Source organism: Bifidobacterium sp. WK041_4_12 (genome assembly GCF_041080795.1).
GTDB lineage: Bacteria > Actinomycetota > Actinomycetes > Actinomycetales > Bifidobacteriaceae > Bombiscardovia > Bombiscardovia aquikefiricola.
On record NZ_CP129674.1, the window covers coordinates 2,025,742 to 2,052,292 of the forward strand.

Below are 26,551 nucleotides of genomic sequence, written 5' to 3' on the forward strand. Positions count from 1 at the left end.
GATCATCTGCTCCCCGATGGCGGATCCTCGCGGATTCCATCAATGTGCACATCGTTGCCGCTGCCTGTGGATGCAGCATCATCGCTGACCAGCGTGTCGGTCGGCCATGCGGTGAGTTCAAGATGTTCACCGCCCGTCTGATCGACCAGCACGGTATCGCCGTCGTGAATCTTGCCAGCAAGCAGCATTCTTGCCAACTGGTCGCCAACCTCGGTCTGTACCAGACGACGCAGTGGACGCGCACCATAGGCAGGGTCATATCCTGCGTCTGCAAGCCATTCGCGAGCAGAATTCGTCACGTCAAGCGTGATTCTGCGATCGGTCAGACGCGCAGCAACCTGGCTGACCTGAATGTTGACGATTCCAGCCAATTCCTCACGCGTGAGTGGATCAAACACCACCATCTCATCGAGTCGGTTCAGAAACTCTGGCTTGAAGTGGGCGTGCACCGCATCCATAACGGCACGATGCTTGGCTTCCGCATCGAGTGAATCGTCAATCAGGAACTGCGAACCCAGATTCGAGGTCATGATCAGAATCGTGTTCTTGAAGTCCACGGTTCTGCCCTGTCCATCGGTGAGCCTGCCATCGTCAAGAACCTGCAGCAGGATATCGAACACCTCGGGATTGGCCTTCTCCACCTCGTCGAACAGCACAACCGAATATGGACGGCGACGAATGGCCTCGGTGAGCTGGCCACCCTCTTCGTAGCCGACATAGCCTGGAGCCGCACCAATGAGCCGAGACACCGATGCCTTCTCCATGTATTCGCTCATATCGATACGCACCATAGCCTTCTCATCATCGAAAATGAAGTCCGCGAGCGCCTTCGCAAGTTCGGTTTTTCCTACGCCAGTAGGGCCGAGGAACATGAATGAACCTGTTGGCCTGTCAGGGTCGGAGATTCCTGCACGGGAGCGACGAACCGCATCGGATACAGCGCTGATCGCAGTCTTCTGACCGATGACGCGCTTGCCCAAGGCTTCTTCCATATGCAGCAGCTTCTCATTCTCACCCTGCAGCAGACGACCTACCGGAATGCCGGTCCAATCGGCCACGATTTCTGCGACGGAATCCGCATCGACATGATCGGGAACCATGGGCTCCTCTGCTGGCCCGCCTGCGATGTCGGCACCTTCCTCAGTGTTCCCATCATGCTGCTCATTGGATTCGTCCGCAGCGTTCTCGGCAGCGGCCAGCTCCTTCTGAATCGCTGGAATTTCACCGTAGAGAATGCGCGAAGCCTCTTCAAGGTTGCCTTCACGCGTCGCCTTGTCCGCATCGACGCGCTTGGCATCCAGTTGAGCGCGCAAATCACCGATCTTGTTGTGTCCAGCCTTCTCGGCATTCCACCGAGCAGTCATGCCACCAAGCTTTTCCTTCGTGTCAGCCAGATCGGACTGCAATTTCTCATAACGGTCCTTGGATGCAGGATCTTCAGCCTTTTTCAGCTGCATCTCCTCCATTTCAAGGCGCGTCACCTTGCGCTGCAGCTCATCGATTTCCTCAGGCTGCGAATCGAGTTCCATACGAAGATGGGCTGCCGCCTCATCGACCAGGTCAATCGCCTTGTCAGGCAATTGGCGGCCGGTGATGTATCGGTTCGAGAGCGTTGCCGCCGCAACCAAGGCATCGTCTCCGATCGTCACCTTGTGGTGTGCCTCGTACCGCTGCTTCAATCCTCGAAGAATGGCAACCGTGTCCTCAACCGATGGCTCACCGACGAACACCTGCTGGAATCTGCGCTCTAGTGCAGAATCCTTCTCGATGTTCTCACGGTATTCATCGAGAGTGGTGGCACCGATAAGACGGAGCTCTCCACGAGCCAGCATGGGCTTGAGCATGTTGCCCGCATCCATGGAGCCTTCAGCAGCTCCCGCGCCTACGATGGTGTGAATCTCATCGATGAAGGTGATGACTTCCCCATTGGCGCTCTCTATCTCCTTGAGCACTGACTTCAGTCGTTCCTCGAATTCGCCACGGTACTTGCTGCCCGCAACCATCGACCCCAGATCGAGGGAAACCAGCCTCTTGCCCTGCAGACCGGTCGGCACGTCACCAGCAACGATGCGCTCGGCAAGCCCTTCCACAACTGCCGTCTTGCCGACACCAGGCTCACCGATAAGCACAGGATTGTTCTTGGTTCTGCGACTCAAAATCTGAATAACGCGGCGAATCTCCCGATCACGGCCGATAACAGGATCCAGCTTGCCTTCCTTCGCCTGAGCCGTCAGATCAGAGGAATATTTCTCCAAAGCCTTGTAATTGCCTTCGGCATCGGGGCTGGTGACTTTCGCTCCCCCGCGCACGCTTGGAATCACTGTGCGCAGACTTTCCGGCGTAATACCGGACTCGCACAAGATATCCGCAGCCTGCGAGGGTCCTACTGCTATGGCTATGAGCAGGTGCTCGGTAGAGACGTAATCATCCCCCATCTGCTGCATCTCATGCTCAGCCTGGGTCAGGGCTACGGTGAGCTGACGGCTCGCCTGTGGCTGAGCTGTGCTTGAACCGCTTGCTGCCGGAAGCTCGACGAGCGCATGGCGCACCTGAGCACCAATGTTCTGCGAGTCACCGCCCGCTTCCTTGAGCAGCGCCCCGACGACTCCCCCTTGCTGGCGCAACAAGGAATCAAGCAGATGCAGGGTCTCGACCTGCGCGTTGCCTGCTGCGGAGGCGCTTTGAATTGCGTCACCGATTGCCTGTTGTGCCAAGGTGGTGAATTTCTGTTCCATATTTCCTCCAAAAGGCTGGCCAGCACCGGCAACATCCCGATTGCATGCCCATATCTGGGTTCGGCGCCAACCATATGTCTATGTCATTGTCAGTGTCATTATCCGCGTCATTGACTGCGCCAGGGTGGCCGTTGTAACCACTATGACCACCGTGCATGACCCTGATGTATGACCTCTGTGTATGACAACCGTGTTCTGTTATGAACAACCATGCACGCATAAAAATATTCCCAAAACTTGAGTCGTTATCACTCAAGTTTTGGGAATAGGTTGAATATGGCGGAATTTTCCCCCGTATTAGGCGTGAACCACGACGTTACGCAGACTGCCGACACCTTCAATGTGCACGACCGGCTCGTCGCCGGGACGCAATTCCATGGAAGCGTTCGGGGTTCCCGTCATGATGACATCACCGGGAAGCAGGGTGGAGAAACTGGAAATGAACGATATCTGAGCAGGAATCGAATGAATGAGCTGCGCTGTCGTGCCGCTGGCTTCAGGAACGTCCTTGCCATTGAGCGAGAACGAGATCTTGGTGTTGGCATAATCGACGTCGGTCTCAATCCATGGTCCTAGCGGGCAGGAGGTGTCGAAGCCCTTGGCCCTTGTCCACATTGGATCGCCGCCTTGAAGATCACGCAAGGTTACGTCGTTGACGCATGTATAGCCCAGCACATACGACATCGCGTCGGCTTCAGACACATGCTTGGCAATGCGGCCGATCACCACGGCAAGCTCAGGCTCAAAGTTCATGTTATGCGAAAAGTCCGGGTAAACGATCGGATCGTCAGGACCAATGACCGATGTCGATGGCTTCGAGAAGATCACCATCTGCTCCGGTGGCACAGGGGTTGGGGCTTGCCCGGCTTCCGCCATGAACTTGGCATGTGCAGCATAGTTCTTGGCCAATCCAAATACCTTCGACGGTATAACCGGAGCGAGCAGACGGATACCCTCTTCATCCAGGGCATGGCGCTCACCGGTCGGGCTCACCGGTTTTGCGCCCAATGGATAACCATCGAGGCATATCAGATAGTCTTTGTTGTCTGTATCATCGTGCTGAACGAAGGCATACTGTGGCTGGTCGTTCAATGAAAAACGTGCAATTCTCATGCCACCAGCATATCCCCACCGTGTTCCATGCCGGGAACGATGCCACAAGCCGCCACTGTAGACTCTGCCGGTACCGTTATGGGAGCATATCAACAATGCTTGGAGACGCTGGCAGCACGTTGCCGGTTTTGACCATAGTATTGAAAGTATTTACGGTATTGACAGTATTGCATTGAAAGCATTGGAGCATATTCTTGTACTGTGGCGAGCAGAGGGGATCTGCGCCACGCCAGCCTACCAACATCGGAAAGGATTATCTTATGTCAGAGAGGACACCCGATGATAAGGATTCAAGCTCCTCATTGCCACATGAAACCTCAACTGAGGTGTCGAATGAACCATTGAACGAATCATCGAAGGAGACATCGCGTGAGACGTTGCATGAGACGTCACATGAGCTATCGAACGAGACGTTGAATCAGGCACATCACGCACCCACGAACAGCGCTCAGCAGGATCCCAAAGGAACCATCGTTAAGCTTACTTCGTACATCATTGTCGTAGGAATCATTACCATAGTTTCCTTTGCCGCTGCGACAAGCTTGGCCACAGGCACAGACAAGGCATGGCTTTCACATCTGACCTCAGAAATCCAGAAGATCGCTACCACTGCAGACCATCAGTAGGCACAAGTCGGCACAACAGACGCAGCAGACGCAGCCCAGTCCCGCATCCGAATAGAGCAGTCTCAAACGCTCAGTACCGGACATGTTCGCTCTTAACACAGTTACGTCATGCCAGATGAAGTTTGCATCACAAGCTGGCAGTATTGAAGTGGGCAACACCAGACATCAAACTCTTAAAAGCAATAGGCACCAAGCGACGAGAAAGGATTGAACATGGGTTCACTGCAACAGGCAAAAGCTTTGATCGTTGTCAACAATTGGGGCATCGAAGAAACCGAACTCACACGTCCACTGCGAGATCTGCGCGAGGCAGGCGCACACGTCACACTGGCCGCGCCAAGCCTCGATGAAGTTGAAACCGTGAAACATGACCGTTACGAGGGCGAAAAGGTCAAGCCGGACGCACTGCTGGACGATGTCGATGCCGCGGATTTCGACATGCTGATCGTTCCTGGAGGCACATGCAACGTTGATCGTCTGCGCATCATGCCCAAGGCAATCTCTTTGGCTCAGCAATTCGCGAAGGCCAAGAAACCCATCGCCGCCATATGCCATGGACCATGGCTTCTGGTGAACGCTGGACTCACATCAGGCAAGACACTTACCAGCTGCCGCTACATCGCAGCCGATGTTGAAAACTCCGACGGCGTATATCGTGACCAGGAAGTCCTGATTGACGATTCTCAGGAATGGCGTTTGATCACATCGCGCAAACCAGACGATCTGGACGCTTTCGTCGATGCCATCGAAAGCACTTTGAGCGCCTGAAACCCGTTTGAACGAATCAGAGGCTCCTGTTTCATCCCAATTTCATCGCGATGGTGAGTTTTGCGGCAATGATGAAGTATAGACCGCGATATTCGTTGAATTGTGGACGTGGATCAGCCGATTTTAGGTTGTGATACTTGAGAATTGCCGCAAAACTCGCAATCGCTGTGCAACATGCCCCTTGATGGCGGGTTTGAGACAGCTTCTGGGGCGACATCGCCCCTCGTTATCCCCATTTTCCCACAGTGAAGTCTTGAGAAACTCGGATCGTCCGGGCGAAAGCCTATCGCACGATGAATCTGCGCTCAGAAACCGGGTGGATTCGTTCAATGCTCACGGTATCGACTCTCGCCCAGTCAGGCCCTTCGTGAAGCCACTGTGTCATGCGGTCGACCGCATCCTCATCGCCTTGGGCCTCGACGACAACCGAGCCATCATGCTCATTATGAACCCAGCCGGTCACCTGAATGCGTTCTGCGAATCTCAATGCAGAATAGCGGAAACCGACACCCTGAACCATGCCGACAACCTGAGCATGAATGCGAATGGGCTGAGGTTTGATATCCATGACGCCACCCTGCTTTCGATTATGGCTGCGCAACCCCGACAATAAACGCTCTTCAACCTTCATATCGAATCCCCTTCCCGCTGCTGCACGATGTATCGCTGCTGCATAATGGCTCGCTGCCGTTCAATGGCTTACGGGAGCAATCAATCCCGGCGACACAGCAGAACAGTGAGGCCCTGAATCAGATAAATGCCCTTGGTCCGAAGATAGCAGTGCCAACGCGAACGATGGTCGAAGCTTCACGTATCGCGTATTCCATGTCGTGCGTCATGCCCATCGAGAGTTCGCTGCAGCTCCCGGTGCCCTGTTCCCCGGATTGCAGAATGGCATCTCGTACCGTGCGCAAGTGTGCAAAGCCCTTTCTAATCGTGGCTTCATCGTCCACATGAGCGCCTATCGTCATCAATCCCTGCAGCTGCAATCCTGGCAGTGTTGCCATCGTGCAGGCAAGTTCGAATGCCTTGTCTGGTTCACATCCCGACTTGGCGAATTCGCCGGATTCATTGACTTCCAGAAGAATGCCGATGTTCAGATCTCGTGCAACTGCACGCTTGCTGATACGCTCTGCCAGTTGCAGATTGTCAACCGATTCGATGGTTCCCACATGGTCAATGACTTTGTTGATCTTGTTGGCCTGCAGCTGACCGATGAGATGGAATCCCACCCTTGCGCTCATATCGTCTGTAGCATCATGAGGTTTTGGATTGAGCGCGAGACCCCGCTGAGCACAAAGCGCCTGCAGACCTTCAACCTTGGCGGTGACCTCCTGAGGTCGGTTCTCACCAATCAGATGCACACCGGCATCGATTGCTGCCATGATCTCACCGACGGTGCGCGTTTTTGTGGCGGCAAGCAGCTTCACCTCTCCACTGGAACGCCCCGCCTGCTGTTCAGCGGCATGAATCCTATCCATGACTGTCGCAACGTTGTCACGAATTTGCGCTGCTCTCTGTGCCTCTACCTTCTGATTCGAAAGATCAATATGCTCCATATAGGAGACCATATGAACGCCCCTTATCAACCTTGTCCTGCTCTGATGGATATCCCTTGATATCCCTGAATCCCAAGGCTATCGCGCTCACTCGAAATCACCTATCCCAGCAAGCTCCGGCCTTGTTCCCATGACATTCCCATGGCTTGCAACGACTGTGAATGCAAGTGAATATCCTCGTGATGACGATTCAAGCGTGCTGTGGAAAACTTCGCGATCAGATCGGCTGCCTGACATGGATATGGGCAGTCGATCAAACCAAGCCAGTACGCGCACCATCCGATCACAAGCTCTGGCTCCACATGACGCTCTCTCAGCGCTCCGAGGTCCAGATCGGCATGGCGCTTGGCCAGTCGCCGGCCTCCTGCATCCACGATCAAGGGCAGGTGAAGATACTCGGTAGATACTGGTGTCGAAGAGGCCCCGTCCCCGGTACCCAAATGTTGCTTGATCCACTGCTGAATGGCTGTCGATGGAAGAAGATCCCTGCCTCTGACGATGTGATTCACCCCCATCGCCCTGTCATCGACGCTTACGGCAAACTGATAGGCATACTCACCATCGGAGCGACGAATAACCGTATCGCCAATATCTCGAGCAAGATTGAAGTGCTGAGGACCATACACGCTGTCCACAACATCAACCTTCGCACACGAATCATGGCAATCTTGCGGCACTGCGACTCGCAACGCGTATCTGTCCCCTGCAGCAACGCGCAGGCGGCGCCGAGCAGAAGGAATCCTTCGACAAGTTCCGGCATACACCCGAAAACCATCGCCAGCGTTGGGAGCGGAAGCAGCCTTGAGATCAGCCCGCGTACAGAAGCATGGATATACCAGTGGCTGTTTTCCAGCTGCGGATGGAGTTTCGTCATTCTCATCGCATAGCCATTGTGACTGTAATCGCTGCAAGGCTTCGTCATAGCAATCTATACGCTGCGACTGATAAACGACATCACCATCCCAGTCCAGACCAAGCCACGACAGGTCGTCCATAATCCATCGGTCAGCATCCGGTCGGTTTCTCTCCACATCGATATCTTCGATGCGCAAACGAATCCGACCGTGCGCTGCACGCGCAGCCAACCAGGCAGCCAAAGCGACATACGCATTGCCTACATGCATCCGGCCCGTCGGCGACGGTGCAAATCGGCCAATAACCGGTCTGATTTGAGATTCATCCGCTGCAGTATCCCCTGGGCTACGAGACGCGTGGGCAGAAGAACCGGAGGCGCGCTCGACAAACGTACGATCATTATGCCTTGACACGCTCTCAGACAATGCTCCAGACGACCTCCCAGAAACGCTCTCAGACAAGCTCTCAAACAATGCAGTTATGGAATATTTCTGCACCCACTATAGCCCCTGCAATGGGCGCAACGACAGGAATCCAGGCCTCATTCCACCGAGATGATCCTTTGTTGGGGAAAGGAAGCAACTGATGGAGCAAACGTGGCATCAGATCGCGTGCAGGATTCAGTCCGGGGCCAGTCGGTCCACCCATGGAAGTGACCAGACCCCACACGATGAAGCCGACGACAATCGAGGCAGCGGCAGGATCCTTCGCTCCCCAGGGGAGAATCAGGCAGCTCAACGCTCCGAGAACGAGAATCAACGTTCCAAAGAACTCATTCAGGAAGTAATTGCTGCGAGATTGCGCCGCATCAGTCGTTGAGAACGTTGCAAAGATGGAATCTGCAGACTCGGTGGCCTTGTAATACGGGTAATAGGTCGCCACGACGATGAGCTGACCCGCCAGCGCGCCCAGCAGCTGAGCCGCGATATATGGGAGCAAATTCGATACGGGGAACATGCCAACGACAACCTGGGCAATCGTCATTGCTGGGTTGATATGAGCTCCAGAGACACTTCCGAACATCAGCACGGGGAACATGACGCCGAAACCATAGCCCATGGCAATCGTCACCCATCCGGATTTGAAGCCTTTGGTGCCTTTCAACTCTACGTTGGCAACGGCTCCGTTGCCAAAAACCATCAGTAATGCAGTTCCGATAAATTCTGCAATCAATTCAGTTATGAGGGGATAATGCACAACAACTCCTGTAGTCAGGTGCAACGAGATGGAATGAATGGGGATGTGCAGCCTCGAAACACTACGAAGTGCGGCTCTCCAGAACGAGTGTACAACAAGATTTCACGACACAACGCCGTACAGAGTTGCAATCGTCACAAAACAGTGTATTGTTGTCACTCGGCTCAAGAAGTGTCAACGCCCCTATAGCTCAGTTGGCTAGAGCAGCTGACTCTTAATCAGCGTGTCCGGGGTTCGAGTCCCCGTGGGGGCACAAGCCGAAATCCCCGCAGTCGAAAGATTGCGGGGATTTGTCATACATTCGGCCAGAACCAACATACCTCCGGCGTGCCCAACAGACCATGCTCAGCAAACAGACCGGAACGTTCTGAAAATCCTTTACACCACTGATTGTTTCTATCGGTTGATATTTCTATCGGTCAGTCCAGTATGTCTTTACCGCAGGTTGTGGTGTTCCGTATCGACGGTCTTCAGTGTTGGCCGTAGACGTTGGTGTAGCGGTCATTGAGTTTATCGATGTCCGCTTGCGGAAGCTCAGTGAGATCCCCCAATTGACGCGCCGCCCATATCGTATGCGACACCCACTCGGTCACGGCCGCAGCCTTGACGGCAGCTTCCGCATCCTTGCCGATGGTGAATGGGCCGTGATTGCGCATCAGGACGGCCGGCGACTTCGGATACTTTTTCAAGGTCTCGACTACTGCCTCACCAATCGCCTCCGAAGCTACCTCCCGGAAGGGACCCACCGGAATCGGGCCACCAAACTCGTCACCCATCAACGTCAGCACTGGCGGAACGTCAAGCCCCGCTGCAGCCCAAGCGGTAGCGTATACGGAATGCGTGTGCACCACACCATACACATCCGGCAAATGACGGTAGATGTAGGCGTGCGAGAGCGTATCCGTCGAAGGAGACTCGGTACCGTCAACCACGTTGCCATGCAGATCCGTGACCACCATGGAACTCGGGGTCAGATACTCGTAGCGCACTCCTGACGGCTTGATCACCATCAGATCGGCGGTGTGCAAACGTTGTGACACATTGCCGGCTGTCCATACGACCAGATTCCAGGTGATCAGTTGCTTATGCAAATCTGACACCACCTCACGCACCTGTTTGACCTCGGCGCGAACCTCGGGACCAAAATCAGCTAAAGAAACCATTATTATCTTCTCCTTATGGTGTTGTTGGGATCACTGCAGAACTACTCAGTTTGCGTTGCATCTTCATGATTTTCTTCGAGAGGGATTGCGTCGATCGCCGCCTTTTCGATGGTCAAGCCCTTCATGAAGCGGGTGAAGAATCGCTCGAATCCAGCCACATCCCGCGGGTCTGGATTCTCGGTGGTCGACGCTGCGCCAGCGAACACACGCTCATCGAGGTAGTCAGCCAACGCGACGTCGCGATGCCATAGATAATCGGCCAGTACAGCCATGCCCCACGCACCACCTTCAGCAGCCGTAGACATCACCTTGATCGGAGTGTTGAAGGCTGCGGCCAATATTTTCTGCGCAACGCGGGGGGTGGCGAAGATTCCACCATGACCCACCAAGGAATCGACCTGTACATGCTCTTCGCGGATCATCACGTCCATGCCAATCTTGACGGGCGCGAATGCGCTGAACAGCTGGGCACGCATGAAGTTCGCCAAATTCATGTGCGCCTCTGGCCCACGCGCGAACACCGGCCGGCCTTCTTCGAGGTTAGCCAAAAACTCGCCTGAATAGAAGCAGTAGTTGAGCAATCCGCCAGCGTCGGCATCAGCCTGATCGCCAATCGCCGCGCGGAATAACGTTCCATACAAGGTGCCCATGTCTACCTTGAATCCGGCTGCGTGGGCAAACTGGCTGAATAGCCCGACCCACGCATTGAGATCCGACGTGAAGTTATTGCCATGGCTCTGCCCCACCAGATCACCCACCGGTGTAACGGTCAAATCGATCTCTGGCCGTGGGTGCTTCAGTTTGCGTCCCAATACGACCATGGCGAAAATCGAAGTTCCCGCAGAGACGTTGCCGGTACGCACGCGCACTGAATTCGTCGCTACCATTCCGGTGCCTCCGTCTCCCTCGGGCGGGACGAGTCGGATGCCCGCCTGCAAGGTACCGGTCGGATCGAGCAGTTGAGCGCCCTCGGCCGTCAATCGGCCGGCATCCCGGCCTGCCACCAGCGGCGTGGGCAACAGATTCTCGATATGCCAAGGCTGCGCTGCAACTTCTGGTATCGCTGAGAATTTGGCCAGCAGATCCTTCTCGTAGTATTTCGTGTCCTGATCAATCGGGAACATGCCTGACGCATCGCACACCCCAACCACCTTGTTGCCGGTCAGCTTCCAGTGCACATAGCCCGCCAGCGTCGTCAACGAGGCCACCTTCGGCACATGAGGCTCCCGGTTGAGAATCGCCTGGTACAGATGGGCGATGGACCAACGTTCGGGGATGTTGTATTGGAATAGCTTGGACAGCTTCTCATGCGCATCGTGCGTGTTCGTGTTGCGCCACGTACGGAACGGCACCAATAGCTGTCCATTGGCATCGAGGGCGAGATAACCGTGCTGCATTCCAGAAATTCCCATAGAGCCGACACGCGTAAGTTTCTCGCCGTAGGCGTTTTCGACGTCGTACGCCATGGACGCGTAGGCAGTCTGCAGACCGTGCCATACCTCCTCGAGCGAGTAGGTCCACAACCCGTTCTCAAGATGGTTTTCCCATTCGAAAACACCAGCTGCGATGGTGGCATAGGTGTCATCGATGAGCACCGCCTTGATCCGGGTCGAGCCGAGTTCCACACCCAGCGCCGTCTTGCCTGCCCGAATCTTCTCTGCAATGGCTTCTACTTGCCTCGAACTGCTATGTTCTAAATCTTCCTGTTGTGACGCCATCGTCACCTGCTCCTTCGCTATTGTGATCAACAACAATCAGAAAGCGAAATCATCGCATGCTGCAATGCATGAGTTGCAATGTTTTCACCTTTATAAGCGAATCGTAACACGGATATAAATAACGGGAAAAAGAATTCACACATGGAGAATGTTCGATAATTCATCGGCGTTTCCTCAATTCGTCAGTCCACCGACACGGTTCTTTGCACTGATTTCCCTGATATTGCAAGCATTTCTGGATAATGGCGTCACCCATCCACAGGTGATTGAGGATGCTGTAGACGACAGAACTGTTGAAATAATCACACTCCACGAACATCATATCAGTCCATATGAGCATCAATGCTGCCATATGTGCATATTTGGATAGGTCTTGATCGCGTCGTTGCATTCGAAACTACTATATGCAGGTGTTTGGTGGCCTTGGGACACCATTCACATACACCACCAGAGAGGGCGCGTGGCTCACCAGCAAACGCAATTGGGATGATTTGCGTACATTGCTATGTGGGAGGGGAAACAATAAAGCCCTCGAATCAATGACGATTGGAGACAAGTATGTCATCGGATGCTATAACTACCGATACCGCTGGATATCAGAGGAACCACAACCTATCAGATCGGGTGACGAAATGCGGCCATGGCATCAACACCACCATGTACGCAAGGCTGATTCTCACCCATCCTCGCGGGTGACATCACCAAAGGTGAAACAGCGGACATACGCAGGGCACGACGCACATTGTGCTCGTACGCAAACGGTCATCGAATATCCCAACATCCAAGGTCATAGACGATTCGGATGAGCATTCGGACACTGACCACATACCAGCTTCCATCAAAAACACTCATTCCGATACGTCAGCTCGTATCGCATGACTATGTTCATAACCGCAATGTTGCGAAAGGACACATTCTATTATGGCTACTAAGACAACCAGCATCGCAAAGAGATCGCGCGAATCCACCGGCACTGTCGTTCTCGTTTCAGTGATAACCTCCATCGGAGGATTTCTTTTTGGATTCGACAACGGCAGTATTTCAGGATCGATCGGATACATTACCACGAAGTTTTCACTGTCGGCCGCAGGCATGGGCTGGGTCACCTCCTGCTTGACCGTAGGCTGCATAGTGGGGGTCATCTTCGCAGGGCGACTGTCCGACCGGATCGGTCGAAAGAAAGTTCTGGTAATGGTGGCTACGCTATTCATGATTGGTGCCACGGGAGAGGCGGTTGCTCCAAACGTCAGCTTTCTTGTCGCGCTTCGCATCATTGTCGGCATCGGGATCGGATTGGAAACGACGGTCGCCCCTTTGTACATCGCCGAAATCGCACCGGCGCGCATTCGCGGTCGTTTGGTATCGTTCAACCAGCTGTTTAGCTGCATCGGCAATTTGGTCATCTTCGTCGTCAGCGCAATGATCATCAGCGCTCATGCCGAAGCATGGAATATCGATTACGGCTGGCGCTCCACCTTCATCGTGGGCATCATCCCGGCCATAGCCCTTGTCATCTGCCTGAAATTCATTCCCGAAAGCCCCCGTTGGCTTGTGCAGCAAGGTCGTCTTGATGACGCCAGAACATCGATCGGTCGTCTGGTTTCCGATTCAACAGATGTGGAGGGTGAACTTGATCGAATCAATGTGGTGATCGCGTCGGAAGAGAAGCCCAAGATTTCTGAGATATGGGCTCCGAAGATGAGGAAGCGTCTTCTCATCGTTACTGGCGTGCCATTCTTCATGCAGCTGACAGGCATCACCGCGGTATTTTATTACGCTCCCGAAATCTTCAAGACAGCCGGTTTTGGCGCCAATGCCGCCGTGCAAAGTACGATACTGGTCGGAGGCGCAATGGTATTGGGCGCACTCCTTTCCCTCTGGCTGATCGATCAGCTTGGCAGAAGAACCCTGTTGCTGCTCGGATCTGCGATGATGGCGGTTTTCTTGGGACTGATTTCATGGCTTTTTACGCTTGCTCAACCAAACGGAACATTCCTAGTGTCACTGCTGCTGCTCTTCGTCATCGCTTGGGGAGCAAGCTTCGGAACCATTTCATATGTGCTCCCTGGTGAACTGTTCCCAACTCGCATCCGCGGACTGGGATCGTCCGCTGACACATTGTCCCAGTGGATTTTCACCTTCATCATCGCGCAGTTCTTCCCAATCTTGGTCGCTGCATTCGGCATGGCCGTAGCATTCGCTGGACTTGCAACCTTCGGTGTGCTTGCATTCATCTTCTGCTACGTTCTGGTGCCCGAAACCAAGCAGAAGCCCCTTGAACAACTCGAGCTCGAACTGGCTGGAAAATAAGGGATCAATATCTGGCCTGCTTGGGTGCTTAGCTCACTCAGGCAGGCCAGATTCATTTCACCATTTCAACGATTTGAGGAATGCAGTGTGCGCACAGACCTCAACATCAACACCGCGTTCACGAACCTCATGCAATAACCTCATGCAATAACTTCAGACGATCTTGGGCATAGGTGTCGTCAGTGATGAGGTCAGGTTGACCTGAACAAGACCTGCGCCAGCATGCACTTCAACCTTTTTCAGCGTCACGGAACGAGATCCTTCGGGTGCGCTGTCATTGTCCGTCATCGTCGCAGGCGACTTCACGGCGACAACCGCATAGTCGTTCAGATCCTTACCCAGTGCCGCACACAGCTTACGGGCATGCTGAAGCGATTCGCTGAATCCATCGCGCATGACGACGCGCTCTGCGGGAACGCCATAGGCACTGTCCGCAATCCAACGGACATGCTCAAGAATATCCATGCCCTTGTGACTGCCCGGCGCTGAAGCAGTACCTTCATCGCGCATGGCTGCAACGAATCCGTCCAGCTGATTGACCAGTGCCTCGCCACCGTCGCGGAACAGGTTGCCAACGATAGGTTCGCGGAACTTCAATCGAGAGGCCTGTTGACGCAGCTCGGGAACCTGATCGTCCTCCCCTTCCCAGAGATTGATCATGGGGAAGGCAGGAATTCCAAGGCTCTCCAAACGATTGACATGGAACGGATATCTCCAGCGCAGCGCCGGATCATCGCGCCATGTCGTTGCACGCGTCACGACGATGGCAGCGGATGGCCACTGCGCGCCGTATTCACGAGCTGCAATATCCAGCCACTTCTGTGCACCGGCATCCGTGCCGTATCCTGCCTCCACGACAACCACGTCATGTCGTGCACACGCCATTTCGACGGAAACCAGACTTGGAATGCCAATGGAAACATTCGCAAACGGTCCGCAATGCACGTATACCGGCGAGCCTTGCATCGTTTCCGTATAGGCCGGCTTCACTGCCTCGGTCAGAATGTTGGTGATGCGCCACAGATCGATGAAGTCACCGAAGCGCACAGGATTGCCATCTTTCTCACCGGCAACCATATTCGAAACTCGCGTGCCGATCTCGTCCATGCTTCGCGAAAGCACCACAATCTGGGTCAACTCGCAAGTGGGAGTAAGCACAACGCGCTCAGCAACGTTATTTTTCCCATCATCCACGCGAATGCGACGCAGCGAACGCGATGGGGTTTCAGAGACCCTGGGCACCTCAATGGTATCCAACCGCCCATCGTCCACGGCCTTCTCTGCAAAGGCAACAAGCAGATTCTGAGCAGCTGCAATGGCTGCCATCTCACCGCACAGACCCCAATCCACAAGTTCTGGATGCGTCAGCGAAGCCTTGCCGCCGCCTGACGCTCCCCCCTTTGAACCCGCTGCGGTGATGCCCATGCTCGGCTGCCTGAGCACCGCTGCGGCATCGATTCCACGAGCGCGAAGTGCATCGATAAGTGCGATGGTCGTTGTGGTTTTCCCCTCACCACGCGATGCCTTCAACGGCGTATCTGCAGTGACCAGCACGACTTTCCCGTGCTTCCTCGGCTCATCAGGATGGCTCTCCAGATAATCCAGATAGCCAAAGGCGTCGATCTTTTTGAACGATCCGTACTGAGTCACATAATTCTCGTAAACTGACATGGAATCCTCTCTGTAGCGCGACTCACCCATCATATCGAAGGCCTGTTATATAACATGGCTCTTTCGAAGAGCGAAACACGCCGTGCCAGAGTCCCTGCCCACAGCGCTCACCCTGCCCAAAGATTCGGGCCGGGTTTCGAGCGTGCTTGAAAAAAACAAAAAGTGTGCGTTCCGAATGAAAACAGAGCTGAAAGAGCTATGAATTCAGACGAACCGCACACTTATGCTGTTCAGATTTACAAAGAAACGAGTGGCATTCAGGCCGCTACGCGCTGTATCTTCCCGGCCTTGAGGCACTTGGTGCATACGCGGACGCGCAAGTTCTTGCCGTCGACGCTGGTACGAACCGCCTGCAGGTTCGGACGGAAGCTGCGCTTATTGCGGATATGTGAATGCGAAACGCTGAAACCTGTCTGCGGTCCCTTGCCGCATACTGCGCAACGAGCTGCCATGATAACTCCCTTTATGTCTGTGTACATATGTTGCACGCCGCATGAAACCAATGTACGCGTGCGCACTGTACGTGTGTTGCTCTAGTTCTCTGACAATCAAGCCTGTGAGGTGACCGGCAAGCTACGCACCTGCCTTACACACAATTTCACGAGTGTACCGCAATTCATGAACAAGCGCAACTAAGGCAGAGTGTGCAACAACCCCACATAGGCATCGACTGCGATGGCTGTTGAAGTGTCACGCAGAAAGCTCCTAGTTCCAACGCCTGGAACGCACGGCATCGGCCAATTCGCGCAGAAGTGTCTCAGTATCAGGCCATGAGATGCATCTATCCGTTATCGATTTGCCATAGACCAATGTCGAAAGTGGCGCTGCAGGCTGGTTGCCCCCCTCGATGAAGCTTTCCATCATAAGACCCGTGACATTGCGCTCCCCAGCTGCGAGCCTTTGCGCAATGTCGCGAACAACGCGAATCTCCTGCTTCTCGTTCTTGCCTGAATTGCCATGCGCCGCATCGATGATAAGACCATGTCCTGCCGCAGAATCCTCAGACATCTCCTGACGAATGCTGTTCATCGCCTCTGCAACGGACGGCGCATCATAGTTCGGTCCGTGCGAAGAGCCTCGCAGCACCACATGGCAGTCAGGATTGCCAAGCGTCTCGACTGCAGCGGCACGTCCCTGATGGTCGATGCCGAAGAATGTATGACGCTGTGCTGCCGTATAGCACCCATCTATCGCAACTTTGACACTGCCATCGGTAGCATTCTTGAAACCGACTGGCATAGACAGTCCGCTGGCAAGCTGTCGATGTATCTGACTCTCTGTATTCCTCGCTCCAATGGCACCCCACGTCACGGCATCGGCAATGAACTGAGGCGATGTCGGCTCAAGGAACTCAGTCGCAGCCGCTAGACCTTGATCGAGCACGCCTATCAACGTTTTGCGCGCAAGCAGAAGACCCTTACGAATGTTATGGGTGCCATCAACATCTGGATCGTTGATCAGCCCCTTCCACCCAACAGTCGTGCGAGGCTTTTCGAAATATACGCGCATGATGATGAGTAGCTCGGAATCAAGCTCCTTCTTCACGGCAGCGAGTCGATGCGCGTAATCAAGCGCCGCATTCGGATCGTGAATCGAGCACGGCCCGACGATAACCACGAGACGATCATCCTGCCCATAGAGGCAGGCTCGCAGCTCGTCCCGTGAATACGCCACCAATTCACGTGACTTCGCGGTCAGTGGATACTCTGCAAGCACATCGGCAGGGGCTGGCAACGGATCGAGCTCCAAGACTCTGCGATTGATGATCGGATCAATGCCGACCTCATTTTCCCAACGGCTGATCCCCTGCATCGACAGAGGATTCCTGCCTTCGGCTATCGCCTCGTGGATGGCATGAATCTGACCACCTTCTGACTCATGTGAGTTGTCGGCCATATCCTCCACCTCCGTATGACATTCCTGAATATGCTGCCTCAAAGCCAATCGTTGCATGTACACGCTGTGCATCACAACGCGCATTACACTGCGGAAATTACACCATGTCCGATAGTGCGTGCAGCAGGTACACCTCGTGCACCCTGATTGTAGTCCGCACACGCAGATGTCAAGCTGCTCGCTCTCGACGAACGGCAACGCTCTGAGCCAATGTGTGCAGCAACTCGACGGTCCTCGACCACGGGATGCACCGATCGGTTACCGAACACCCATAGATCAATGAACGCAATGGGCCGGGCTGCTGATTGCCGCCCTGCAGGAAGCTCTCCATCATGATACCGGTGATGCCCCGCTCACCAGATGCAATCCTTCCGGCAATGTCCTCTACGACGCATGCCTCAACATTTTCATCCTTGCCGGAGTTACCATGTGCGGCATCAATGATCAGGCCATACTCGCTAGGACCACTGGCCTTGGAATCATGCAATTCACGCATTGCGGATGCAACCGATTCCGCATCGTAGTTTGGCCCATGCGATGATCCGCGAAGAATGAGATGGCAGTTGGGGTTTCCCCTTGTCTCAGCAGCAATGACATGACCATCCAGATTGATTGAAAGGAAGTGATGCTCTGCTGACGCGGAATAGCACGAGTCAGCAGCCGCCTTCACATTGCCGTCGGTAGAATTCTTGAATCCGATGGGCATCGAGAGTCCGCTGGCCAGTTCGCGGTGAACCTGGCTTTCGGTATTTCTCGCTCCTATGGCACCCCAGCTTATGGCATCAGAAAGATACTGCGGCGTGATCGGGTCAAGCCATTCGGTTGCCGCAGGAACTCCTTTGGATACCACGTCAAGCAAGACCTTGCGTGCAAGCCACATGCCCTTGCGAATGTCGAAGGTACCATCCAGATCAGGATCGTTGATCAGCCCCTTCCACCCCACGGTGGTTCGTGGCTTTTCGAAGTACACCCGCATCACGATCAGCAGACGATCCTTGAGTTCAGTGCAGACCTTGGCCAGCCTTGATGCGTATTCGGCAGCAGCTTTCGGATCATGAATCGAACAGGGACCGACGATAACCAACAGCCTGTCGTCAGCTCCGTTGAGTACGTCTCGAATCTCTTGCCTGGAATGGAGTACGAATCGCGCCTGAGCCTGGCCAAGTGGCAATTCCTTGATGAACGCTCGCGGGGCTGGTATCGGATCCAGCTGGCGAATGTTGATATCAACCGTTTCAGGGAACACCGCTTGGCGGCTCAATCGTGACTGCTCATCTTCAGAGCTATCGGGACCGCGCAATTCTGCCATGTTCTCCTCCACCATACCTTGCTGCCGCTATACCGCCCGTCAAGCCTAGCGGACAATACCCGTTTTCGGCGAATTTTCGTCTGAATTCTGGAATTCCCTACCAAAAACAGGCTCTGCTACCAGCATTGCCCACTGAAATACGAGTTTTGCGGCAATTCTGAAGTATACAAGCCTCAAATCGGCCTTTCTACGTCGAGAATAAGCCAAAAAGTCGCCTCTGTACTTCAGAATTGCCGCAAAACTCGCAATGTGGTTTCTTCACACCCGATTATCGAGCCAAAGCACCCATCGGATCCCATGCAGGAAGCTTGATTGCCGGCTTCTTGAGGGCTTCCTGATACTCGGCCGGAAGCATGGACTTCGGAACGGCAACCTCATACACGAATTCAGAGAACCAAGCATCCTCCATCGTGAAGTAACCCTTGTCGGCGATCTTGCAGCCCCATGAATTCTCCACTCGCCAACGGCGTGTGGTCTTTGCGTCATCGGCAACGTCGACACCCACGAACGCCATCGCATGATTCATAGCCGAATCGTTGTAGCGTACACACTCTTCCTTGTCGAGGTCGAAATCGAAATCGTAGACGCGACCATATTCGAAAAGATCGGTTGCCCACGCACCGTTTTTGCGGTCCATCATCGGATGGCAGTCAGCGCCGAACCATACTGGAATCGACTCTTCGGAGAGAATCCTCGATGCCAGGCTTTTCATGAAGTCAACTGGCACGTTCAGATACTCAGTGGCATCGCCACCAACGACATTGCCCAGATGCTCGATGGCAATCTTCTGACCCTTCGGGTGCTCCTTGCGCGGATCGTCTACCAAGCAGACATAGTCTTCCAAGCCAGCATTCACATACTTCTTCCAGAACTCCTGAGGTGTGATCTGTCCGTCACGGTGGAACTCGCCATCCTTGTCGGTCCACTCCCAGTCGAAGCTGGTTGGAGGAGTGCCAAGGTTGATGGTGAGAACGCGGTGTCCGGCCTCAAGCGTGGTCTTCACGATCTGATCGATGTCGCCTGCGTTCTCATACATACGGGCCACCGCCTGGTGCAGCAGGGAGCGGAGATGCACATTCATCTCAGAAGTGTTGCGGGATGATGCAGTCTCTGGGAACAGATCCTTGGGAACCGCACCATACTTCTTGTAGACATTCATCGCCATCGTCCACTGACCGCCGTCGCCCATTACATCGTTGAGCATATGCTGCATCAGCCTTGAGTCGCTCGTTTCACCCGAACGAACCAGTTCGGCAGCATCCTGCAGGAAGTAGTTGATGCGCTCAAGCTTGTCGTAATACATCGCATAGTTCTGCGAAAACTCGAACTCCTTGAGATTCATCGACTTCTTGGCGATAAACCGTGCCACGTTCAGCGAGCTGAACAGCCAGCAACGTCCTGAATGCTCCTGCGACGTCACATCGCCATTGTCGACCGAGACAGAAAAACGGCGCTGCAACAGACGTGACTTGTCGTAATTTCTGGCTACCTCGTTGATGCCCGCATTCGTGACGGCATTCATGGCCACACGGTTGGTGCCCTGCTTGTCGAAGCCCTCGCACATCTGCTCAAGCTGTTCTTTCCCCAATGGTTGTAGATTTTCACTCATTACGTATACCCTTCAGCAATCTACGCTTTGATATTCCTATCACTTACTTATGCACTTTCGCACTGTACTATTCCCCGCAGAACTCTGACCATTCACGGCATCGCAGTACTGTCTCAGAGCATTCATGCGGCTTTCTGATCATTCTGTGCATCGTTCTCATTGCTTGCGTCATCGTGCTCTGATGCAGGAGCTGGCGCGGCTGCACCCTGATTTGCACTCTGATCCGCATTCCGATCCGTACTCTTGTCTGCACTGTCGCCGGCAAAATCAAGGGCTCCGAAGGATTTCGCAAAGATGGAACGCAAATCGTCAACGCGAGCCGTGATGGTTGCCTCACGATGCTGCAACTTGGAAATGCTGGTCTTCAGCCCCTTCAGCTCCTGCTCGGCTGCATGGCGACGATTCTCAACCTCGACCTGCGCATCCGATGATGCCTTGGCAAGAATCTGGTCAGCCTTGCGCTCGGCATCCTCACGCTTATGTGCGGCATATTCGTCGGCATCCTCACGGGCCTTCTTTGCCTGGGCAAGCAACTCCTGAGATTCCTTCTCGGTCTGCGCACGACGCTCTTCAAGGTTCTTCAACAGCTCATTGACCTTGGCTGTAGCCTCATCCTGCTGCTGTGAGATGTCCTTGCGAATCTGCTGGACTTCGGCTGAAACCTTCGAAAGGGTTTCTGCTCTGCTGACCACGGCTTCATCGGTGATCTGCTGAGCCTTGACGTGCGCGGCATCGGTTATCTCGCCAGCTTTGCGCTTCGCCTCGGTGAGGTTGCGCGATACCTGTTCGCGAACGTCTGCCAGCTTCTTGTTGGCCTCCGCAAGCGCCTTCTGAATCTGATCGTTGGCTTCGCTTTTCAGTTGGGTGATCTCCTGATCGGCAACCTGACGCTGCTGTGCAGTCTCCTTCGTTGCCTCGGCCCGCATGGCTGCAATGTCGCGCTCCTGCGAGGCGCGTTCGGCCGCCATGCGCTTTTCATGCTCTTCACGCGAATTACGCAGCTCAAGTTCGACTGCCTGACGCTGCTCGGAAACCTTCTTATCGGCTGTGGACTGCAACTGATCGGCCTGCTGGCTCGCGGTGGCCGTAACGGTCTGCGCCTTGTCCCTTGCCGATTCAAGAAGCGATTTCGCCTTTGACTGAGCATCTTCGATCACGCGCTTCGCATCGATATGCGCGTTGTTGATTGCCGTGTCGGACTGCTCCTGAGCGGATGTTCTGATGGTGTTCGCATCCTGCTTCGCACGATTCAGCAGTTCGGTGCTCGTCTGCTCGGCCGAGGCAAGCAGCTGCTGGGCATTGGCACCCAATGAAGCGAAGGAATCCTTGGAAACGGTAGACTTGCGTGCCTTCTCGTCCTGAAGCTCTGACTCCAGCTTCAACACCCTCGCGTCATAAGCCTTGATCTGCTCACGCAGGCGGACAATATTCTGACGCATGTCAGAAAGCGCACCGTCGACTCTATCTTTGTCATATCCACGCAACACCACAGGGAAATTATCCACCATCGAAACTCCTATTCACCGATTCCGTTCTTGTGCGTCAACGCACCTGTTATGACTCTATATCCAATACTTGCGGAAAGGTCTGAGCTGCAATGATTTCACACACTCTCAGCGCAACATTCAGCACTTTTTCAGAGTGTTCTCAGACGATTGCCACATCTGTGTTGGCCGGCTCCCGAAAATATCGCAAGCTTTCCTTCACCACGTCACGTCCTGCAGCGATCTGCTGCTTCAGCGGCAGGCCATAGAGATTCCCTCCATGCTCGTTCACCAGGGGAAAGCTCACGAAGCCTGACAGCACTTTGCGCTGATGCGAAGTCCAGTTCAGCAGATGATAGAACAGGGAATTACACACGTAGGTTCCCGCATCGGAACTCAGGGTTGCTGGAATGCTGTGCGCGGAGAAATCCTCAAGTATCGAGCGTAACGGCAGCCTCGTCCAATACGCCGCCGGTCCTTCCTCCACGATCGCAATCTTGCGCGGCTTGACATTGTCGGCATCGGGACGGGCAGCATCCATAAGATTCGTGGCGCATCGTTCCAGCGCGATGCCTCTGGCTGCGTGTTTCAACCCGGTGGCGATGACGATATCGGGATGATACTTGTCAATCGCGCTTTTCAGGGTTGGCCACGCATTCGTAAAGCTGACAGGCAGCATCACGCTATGAATGCTTATCTCACAATCGAGACTGACGTCGTCATCAAGCGCTGAAGTCGAGTTTGTCTCACTTTTCGAGCCAAGTATCAACCCTTGAGATTCCAAGGCTTCAGGAACTTCGCGCGACGGATTCACATCGACACTTTCATACCGGTCAAAGCCGGACACAATAACAGAAAACCGTTCCATACGCACCAGTCTAAGCACAGAATCTACTGCAGCGATCACTTTCATGCAGCTGATGGCGTGTGAGTCATCAATGCTGTGAAATCCGCGCGAGCACGGCTATCCTCCAACGGCAGCGAGAGCGTTGGAATTTGCGCAACCTGACAGTGTCGGGGGTTCATCAGCGAGCTCGACGATTCCATGCAGAAAGCCATGCGATGATTGAATCATCGCCCTGGAGGTACCAGGCGGAGAGTCTGGCATTGAACTCCCGCCTATCTGGATCTTCAACGGGAACAGAAAGCATGCCCTGATATCCGCGGTGCAGCAGCAAGCCGTTCGACAGCAGCAGGGCTGAACGCTTGTTGCCGTCACCAAATGGCTGGCTACGTGCAATGGTGACAAACGCGGTCGAAGCTGCCGTGAGAGGGTCAGACTCTACAGAGGCGTGCGATATCGTCAGGCTCAGTTCACTTTCCTTGGGAATTGGCGGGACATAATCCCCCAGCGCGGTATGAACGACGATGTTGCTTGCCGTCCGAATCTTGCCTGGTTCGATGGAAGCGGTACGTGTCATCTGTGCATTGATTCCACACAGATATGCGAAGTCGATGGAACGCTGCGCATATTTCAACGCATAGTCTGCAGCATCCTTGAGATCGCTGAGCAGAGCGAGATCGTTACGGCTACCGAGCACCTTGGGATTATTGGTGCGTAGAAACTCTTCGGTTGCCAGCCGAGTCGACGAGAGATTGTCGAACGTTCTGCCCATTTCATACAGTAGCTTCGACAGACCATGAACTGTCATCAGCTCACTACGCTGACTCGTTTCTTCAGCCATGATTCACCCCCTCAGCAGTACTCGCATCGTTGAGCGCCATTCTACTGTCTACACCACGCTACGCCTCAGCAATCACTTTCATGCAGCTGATGGCGTGTGAGTCACCAATGCTGTGAAATCAGCGCAAGCATGCGACCTTCGTGAGAGTTGTGGGCGAGCGTCGAACGGCGATGTGAGAACCACAGCGGGTTTTCCAAGGTACACAGACTGTGGCGAATGCTTGCGATGCGCTGCGCCAGCGATGCCGGCCCTTCACCGTCCTGACTGCACAGATCATCGAGTTCCTGATCGTGTTCCAGATACTGTGTGGCCGCATTCACGCGCGGCATGGAAGATATGAGACGGACCACTCCAGCATCGTGCAGAGCCATGGTCGCCGCCTTTGCAATATCGATGCCCTTGCCTCCGAACCTCGTCTGGGTTGCCGTGCCAAGGAACTGCGTATCAAAGTCTGCGGCAATCTGGTCGCCAACCTCATAGCAGTCGCCACAGATGCATGGGCCGAGCGTTGCAACGATGTTGTCAAGCTGCGCGCCATGCTCCAGCATCTTCGCGACGGTCGCGGCAATGATGCCACGTTGCAGTCCTTTTCTTCCGCAATGGGCAGCGGCGATGATGTGCCTGTCTGGATCGGCAAGCAGCACAGGCAGGCAGTCGGCCGCAAACATTCCGAGCGCCACGTCTGAGTGCTCCGAAACCTGGCCGTCAGCATCAATCACGGAACCCTCTATTCCCTGAACCGAACTATCGTCCAAATCCGAATCATGAGCCGTCGTGTCGTGAACAGTCGTGTCATGAGCCGTCGTGCCACTCGCATCGAAGCCGAAGTCGGCATTGCTTTCCCATACGTCATCGATATCGATGGCATGCCCGGAATGCACTTGGCTGACCAATGACAGTGGTGCATGGAGCGACTGTGATAGTGCTCTGCGGTTCGCAAGCACATGATGCGGCTCGTCTCCACCTTTGCCACCCAAGTTGAGCTGGGCGAAGCTGCCGGTCGAAATCCCACCGAGTCTCGTCGTGTAAGTGACGCGCACGCTGGGAGCCAAGTCTATAGGTATGGTCACGGGAATCGGATTGCCCGCACTATCGTGGTCATCGATGCGCGTATCGTCCAAAATCTGTGCGGAAGCGATGCTTTCAGCGTGAGGGTTGAAGGATGATTCCTGCATTGTTCATCTCCTTGCGGGCCTTTTCTCCCAAGTCTTTGCTCACGGGAACCGTCAGATCGGTGAACACGCGCACACGCAATCCATATTTTTGAGCGTCCAGAGCCGTTTCCTTCACGCAATGCGATTCTGCGATGCCCACCACATCAACATTGCTCACATGATGCTCGTCAAGTTCGTGCTTCAGCGTGTGACCGGCCTTGCTCATCTGTGCGAATTCCTCACGCGAAGGAATCTCAGGGCCACCAAGGTCCTCAATGCCTTGAAAGCCAGAATATGCAGCTTCGTATTGACCCTTCTTGAAATGGTGTTCGACACCCAGCGCTGCAATCAGAGGATGAAGCTTCGCATTCGCGGAGCCTGCAACACCATGCCGAGGCCATGTATCGACAAAGTCGGGGTTATCGGAAAAATGATGTCCCGGTTCGATATGCCAATCCTGAGTCGTGGCAATATAGCCGTAATCCTGGCGATGTTCTTTCACAAAGTCGGCAATCGCCGACGCCACCGCATTGCCGCCCTCTACACCGAGTTCGCCAGCTTCGCAGAAGGTGGGCTGCACATCGACGATAATCAGTGCGCGGCTCCCTTTTGTTCCTTCAGTCTGTTCATGGTGCAGTGAAGCGCCTAATGGGTTTTCAACAGTCATATGTCTCTATCCTCCCGACCGATGACACACATTGAATGATGGACGATCCCCTGCCGGAACTCGATACCGTCACGCCCCATGGCAAGGTAGCGCGACGATACCGAGTCGGCTCTCAGCCCAGGGTTGCCAATTCGTCGGCGCTCAGTTCAAGCTGACCGGCATTGAGTGAATCCAGGATGGTCGCTGGACGGTGAGCGCCCGGAATCGCAAACATGTGATCGCCCTTGCTCAGTTCCCATGCGAGCACAACCTGCTGATAGCTGACACCGTGCGCCTTGGCTACGGCCTTGAATGGATCGAACTTGCTTTCGTCCTTTGCCCTGCGGAAGCCTCCCAGTGGACTCCAGCAGACAAATGCGAGACCTACTTGCTTGGTATATTCCAAGGTATCTTCGGTCTCGCGGTAGATTGGTGAATACTGGTTTTGAACAGCTACCAGCTTGTCGCCGAGTATGCCGCGAGCAATGTCGATCTGCTCGATGCTGGCGTTCGAAATTCCAGCTTCCTTGGCAACTCCTTCATCGACCAGCTGCTTGATGGCTTCGATGGATTCGTTATACGGCACCTTTGGATCGGGACGGTGGAAATACAGCAGATCGATGCTGCTCACGCCCAGTGCCTCTGCTGACTGCTTACCGTACCGGATCAGACTCTCGGGGCGGCCATCGACATCCCATGTTGGCTTGCCGTCAGTGAAATTCCTAAAATGTCCGGCTTTGGTCGCAACCAGAACCTCGTCACGAGGACCGCTCCATGACTGCAATGCCTGACGGACGAGCTTCTCGCCGGTTTCCTCCTCGCCACCTGATTCATAATAGGCCCAGGCGGTATCGATATGACGGCATCCGGCATCCAATGCGGCATGAATGGTCTCTACCGCCTGTTCATGACTGGGCTTGCCTTCGATTGTCAAGGGCATCTCTCCAAAGCCAATGGCGGTGGTGCTGCGCTGACCCAGCTTTCTACGGAGTAGTTCCATAAGGAACCCCTTTCAACTTGAAGATAATCACTCCAACCCTACACGTTGGCGAT

22 protein-coding genes and 1 tRNA gene are annotated in these 26,551 nt (G+C 54.4%); 4 read left to right on the plus strand and 19 right to left on the minus strand.

The annotated features are described in order from the left end of the window. Positions 1-2: 2 nt before the first annotated feature. Together clpB and QN215_RS08570 are read right to left on the minus strand one after the other, a co-directional pair. Complete coding sequence (clpB, locus tag QN215_RS08565; protein ID WP_369343893.1) at positions 3-2,735, minus strand: ATP-dependent chaperone ClpB; 2,733 nt, start codon at positions 2,733-2,735, stop codon at positions 3-5. A gap of 297 nt (positions 2,736-3,032) precedes the next feature. Further along, entirely contained in the window at positions 3,033-3,848 is an 816-nt protein-coding gene (locus QN215_RS08570) for a fumarylacetoacetate hydrolase family protein (protein WP_369343894.1), read from the minus strand. Between the two features lie 260 nt (positions 3,849-4,108). Between QN215_RS08570 and QN215_RS08575 the strand changes: the two genes are divergently transcribed. Then, a complete protein-coding gene (locus tag QN215_RS08575) occupies positions 4,109-4,474 on the plus strand; it encodes a hypothetical protein (RefSeq protein WP_369343895.1) in 366 nt (121 codons plus the stop codon). 213 nt (positions 4,475-4,687) lie between these two features. Continuing rightward, positions 4,688-5,242: a type 1 glutamine amidotransferase domain-containing protein gene (locus QN215_RS08580; RefSeq protein ID WP_369343896.1), complete on the plus strand. Its 555-nt coding sequence runs from the start codon at positions 4,688-4,690 to the stop codon at positions 5,240-5,242. A gap of 283 nt (positions 5,243-5,525) precedes the next feature. On the opposite strand, the gene QN215_RS08585 is transcribed toward QN215_RS08580, so the two are convergent. From QN215_RS08585 to QN215_RS08600, 4 genes are all read right to left on the minus strand, one after another. After that, a complete protein-coding gene (locus QN215_RS08585) occupies positions 5,526-5,873 on the minus strand; it encodes an acylphosphatase (RefSeq protein ID WP_369343897.1) in 348 nt (115 codons plus the stop codon). Between the two features lie 118 nt (positions 5,874-5,991). Next, positions 5,992-6,813: a YggS family pyridoxal phosphate-dependent enzyme gene (locus QN215_RS08590; protein WP_369343898.1), complete on the minus strand. Its 822-nt coding sequence runs from the start codon at positions 6,811-6,813 to the stop codon at positions 5,992-5,994. A gap of 89 nt (positions 6,814-6,902) precedes the next feature. Beyond that, positions 6,903-7,970 (minus strand): glutamate--tRNA ligase family protein, encoded by a 1,068-nt coding sequence (locus tag QN215_RS08595; protein ID WP_404978531.1) that lies wholly within the window; start codon positions 7,968-7,970, stop codon positions 6,903-6,905. Between the two features lie 151 nt (positions 7,971-8,121). Then, positions 8,122-8,853, minus strand: coding sequence for an MIP/aquaporin family protein (locus QN215_RS08600; RefSeq protein ID WP_369343900.1), 732 nt, complete (start codon positions 8,851-8,853; stop codon positions 8,122-8,124). Positions 8,854-9,032: 179 nt separating this feature from the next. Here QN215_RS08600 and QN215_RS08605 point away from each other — a divergent pair. Then, positions 9,033-9,106: transfer RNA gene (locus QN215_RS08605), tRNA-Lys, on the plus strand. Between the two features lie 217 nt (positions 9,107-9,323). On the opposite strand, the gene QN215_RS08610 is transcribed toward QN215_RS08605, so the two are convergent. Both QN215_RS08610 and QN215_RS08615 read right to left on the minus strand, forming a co-directional pair. Continuing rightward, positions 9,324-10,016, minus strand: coding sequence for an L-ribulose-5-phosphate 4-epimerase (locus QN215_RS08610; RefSeq protein ID WP_369343901.1), 693 nt, complete (start codon positions 10,014-10,016; stop codon positions 9,324-9,326). 41 nt (positions 10,017-10,057) lie between these two features. Continuing rightward, positions 10,058-11,734, minus strand: a complete 1,677-nt coding sequence (locus QN215_RS08615) for a xylulokinase (protein WP_369343902.1) — start codon at positions 11,732-11,734, stop codon at positions 10,058-10,060. A gap of 921 nt (positions 11,735-12,655) precedes the next feature. On the opposite strand from QN215_RS08615, the gene QN215_RS08620 reads away from it, so the two are divergent. Continuing rightward, entirely contained in the window at positions 12,656-14,044 is a 1,389-nt protein-coding gene (locus QN215_RS08620) for a sugar porter family MFS transporter (RefSeq protein ID WP_369343903.1), read from the plus strand. A 153-nt stretch (positions 14,045-14,197) separates the two neighbouring features. Here QN215_RS08620 and QN215_RS08625 read toward each other — a convergent pair whose 3' ends face one another. The 11 genes from QN215_RS08625 to QN215_RS08675 all read right to left on the minus strand — a co-directional run bounded on the left by QN215_RS08625 (position 14,198) and on the right by QN215_RS08675 (position 26,498). After that, a complete protein-coding gene (locus tag QN215_RS08625) occupies positions 14,198-15,715 on the minus strand; it encodes a formate--tetrahydrofolate ligase (protein WP_369343904.1) in 1,518 nt (505 codons plus the stop codon). A gap of 257 nt (positions 15,716-15,972) precedes the next feature. Continuing rightward, positions 15,973-16,167, minus strand: a complete 195-nt coding sequence (rpmB, locus tag QN215_RS08630; RefSeq protein WP_094692672.1) for a 50S ribosomal protein L28 — start codon at positions 16,165-16,167, stop codon at positions 15,973-15,975. A 253-nt stretch (positions 16,168-16,420) separates the two neighbouring features. After that, the gene (locus QN215_RS08635) at positions 16,421-17,611 is read right to left on the minus strand and encodes a 3-deoxy-7-phosphoheptulonate synthase (RefSeq protein ID WP_369343905.1); all 1,191 of its coding nucleotides are present in this window, start codon (positions 17,609-17,611) and stop codon (positions 16,421-16,423) included. Between the two features lie 169 nt (positions 17,612-17,780). Beyond that, positions 17,781-18,920, minus strand: a complete 1,140-nt coding sequence (locus tag QN215_RS08640) for a 3-deoxy-7-phosphoheptulonate synthase (protein ID WP_369343906.1) — start codon at positions 18,918-18,920, stop codon at positions 17,781-17,783. A gap of 268 nt (positions 18,921-19,188) precedes the next feature. Further along, positions 19,189-20,529 carry a C1 family peptidase gene (locus QN215_RS08645; protein ID WP_369343907.1) on the minus strand — a complete coding sequence of 447 codons (1,341 nt, stop codon included), beginning with the start codon at positions 20,527-20,529 and terminating at the stop codon, positions 19,189-19,191. Positions 20,530-20,651: 122 nt separating this feature from the next. Then, on the minus strand, positions 20,652-22,037 hold the full coding sequence (locus QN215_RS08650; protein WP_369343908.1) for a DivIVA domain-containing protein: 1,386 nt from the start codon (positions 22,035-22,037) through the stop codon (positions 20,652-20,654). 139 nt (positions 22,038-22,176) lie between these two features. Continuing rightward, positions 22,177-22,881: a pyroglutamyl-peptidase I gene (locus QN215_RS08655; RefSeq protein ID WP_369345124.1), complete on the minus strand. Its 705-nt coding sequence runs from the start codon at positions 22,879-22,881 to the stop codon at positions 22,177-22,179. Between the two features lie 157 nt (positions 22,882-23,038). Continuing rightward, entirely contained in the window at positions 23,039-23,698 is a 660-nt protein-coding gene (locus tag QN215_RS08660) for a Fic family protein (RefSeq protein ID WP_369343909.1), read from the minus strand. Between the two features lie 101 nt (positions 23,699-23,799). Continuing rightward, positions 23,800-24,873, minus strand: coding sequence for a polyphenol oxidase family protein (locus QN215_RS08665; protein WP_369343910.1), 1,074 nt, complete (start codon positions 24,871-24,873; stop codon positions 23,800-23,802). Beyond that, the gene (locus QN215_RS08670; RefSeq protein WP_369343911.1) at positions 24,842-25,519 is read right to left on the minus strand and encodes an isochorismatase family protein; all 678 of its coding nucleotides are present in this window, start codon (positions 25,517-25,519) and stop codon (positions 24,842-24,844) included. The genes QN215_RS08665 and QN215_RS08670 overlap by 32 nt, the downstream gene beginning before the upstream one ends. Positions 25,520-25,631: 112 nt before the next feature. Beyond that, on the minus strand, positions 25,632-26,498 hold the full coding sequence (locus QN215_RS08675) for an aldo/keto reductase (RefSeq protein WP_369343912.1): 867 nt from the start codon (positions 26,496-26,498) through the stop codon (positions 25,632-25,634). Between the last annotated feature and the right edge of the window lie 53 nt (positions 26,499-26,551).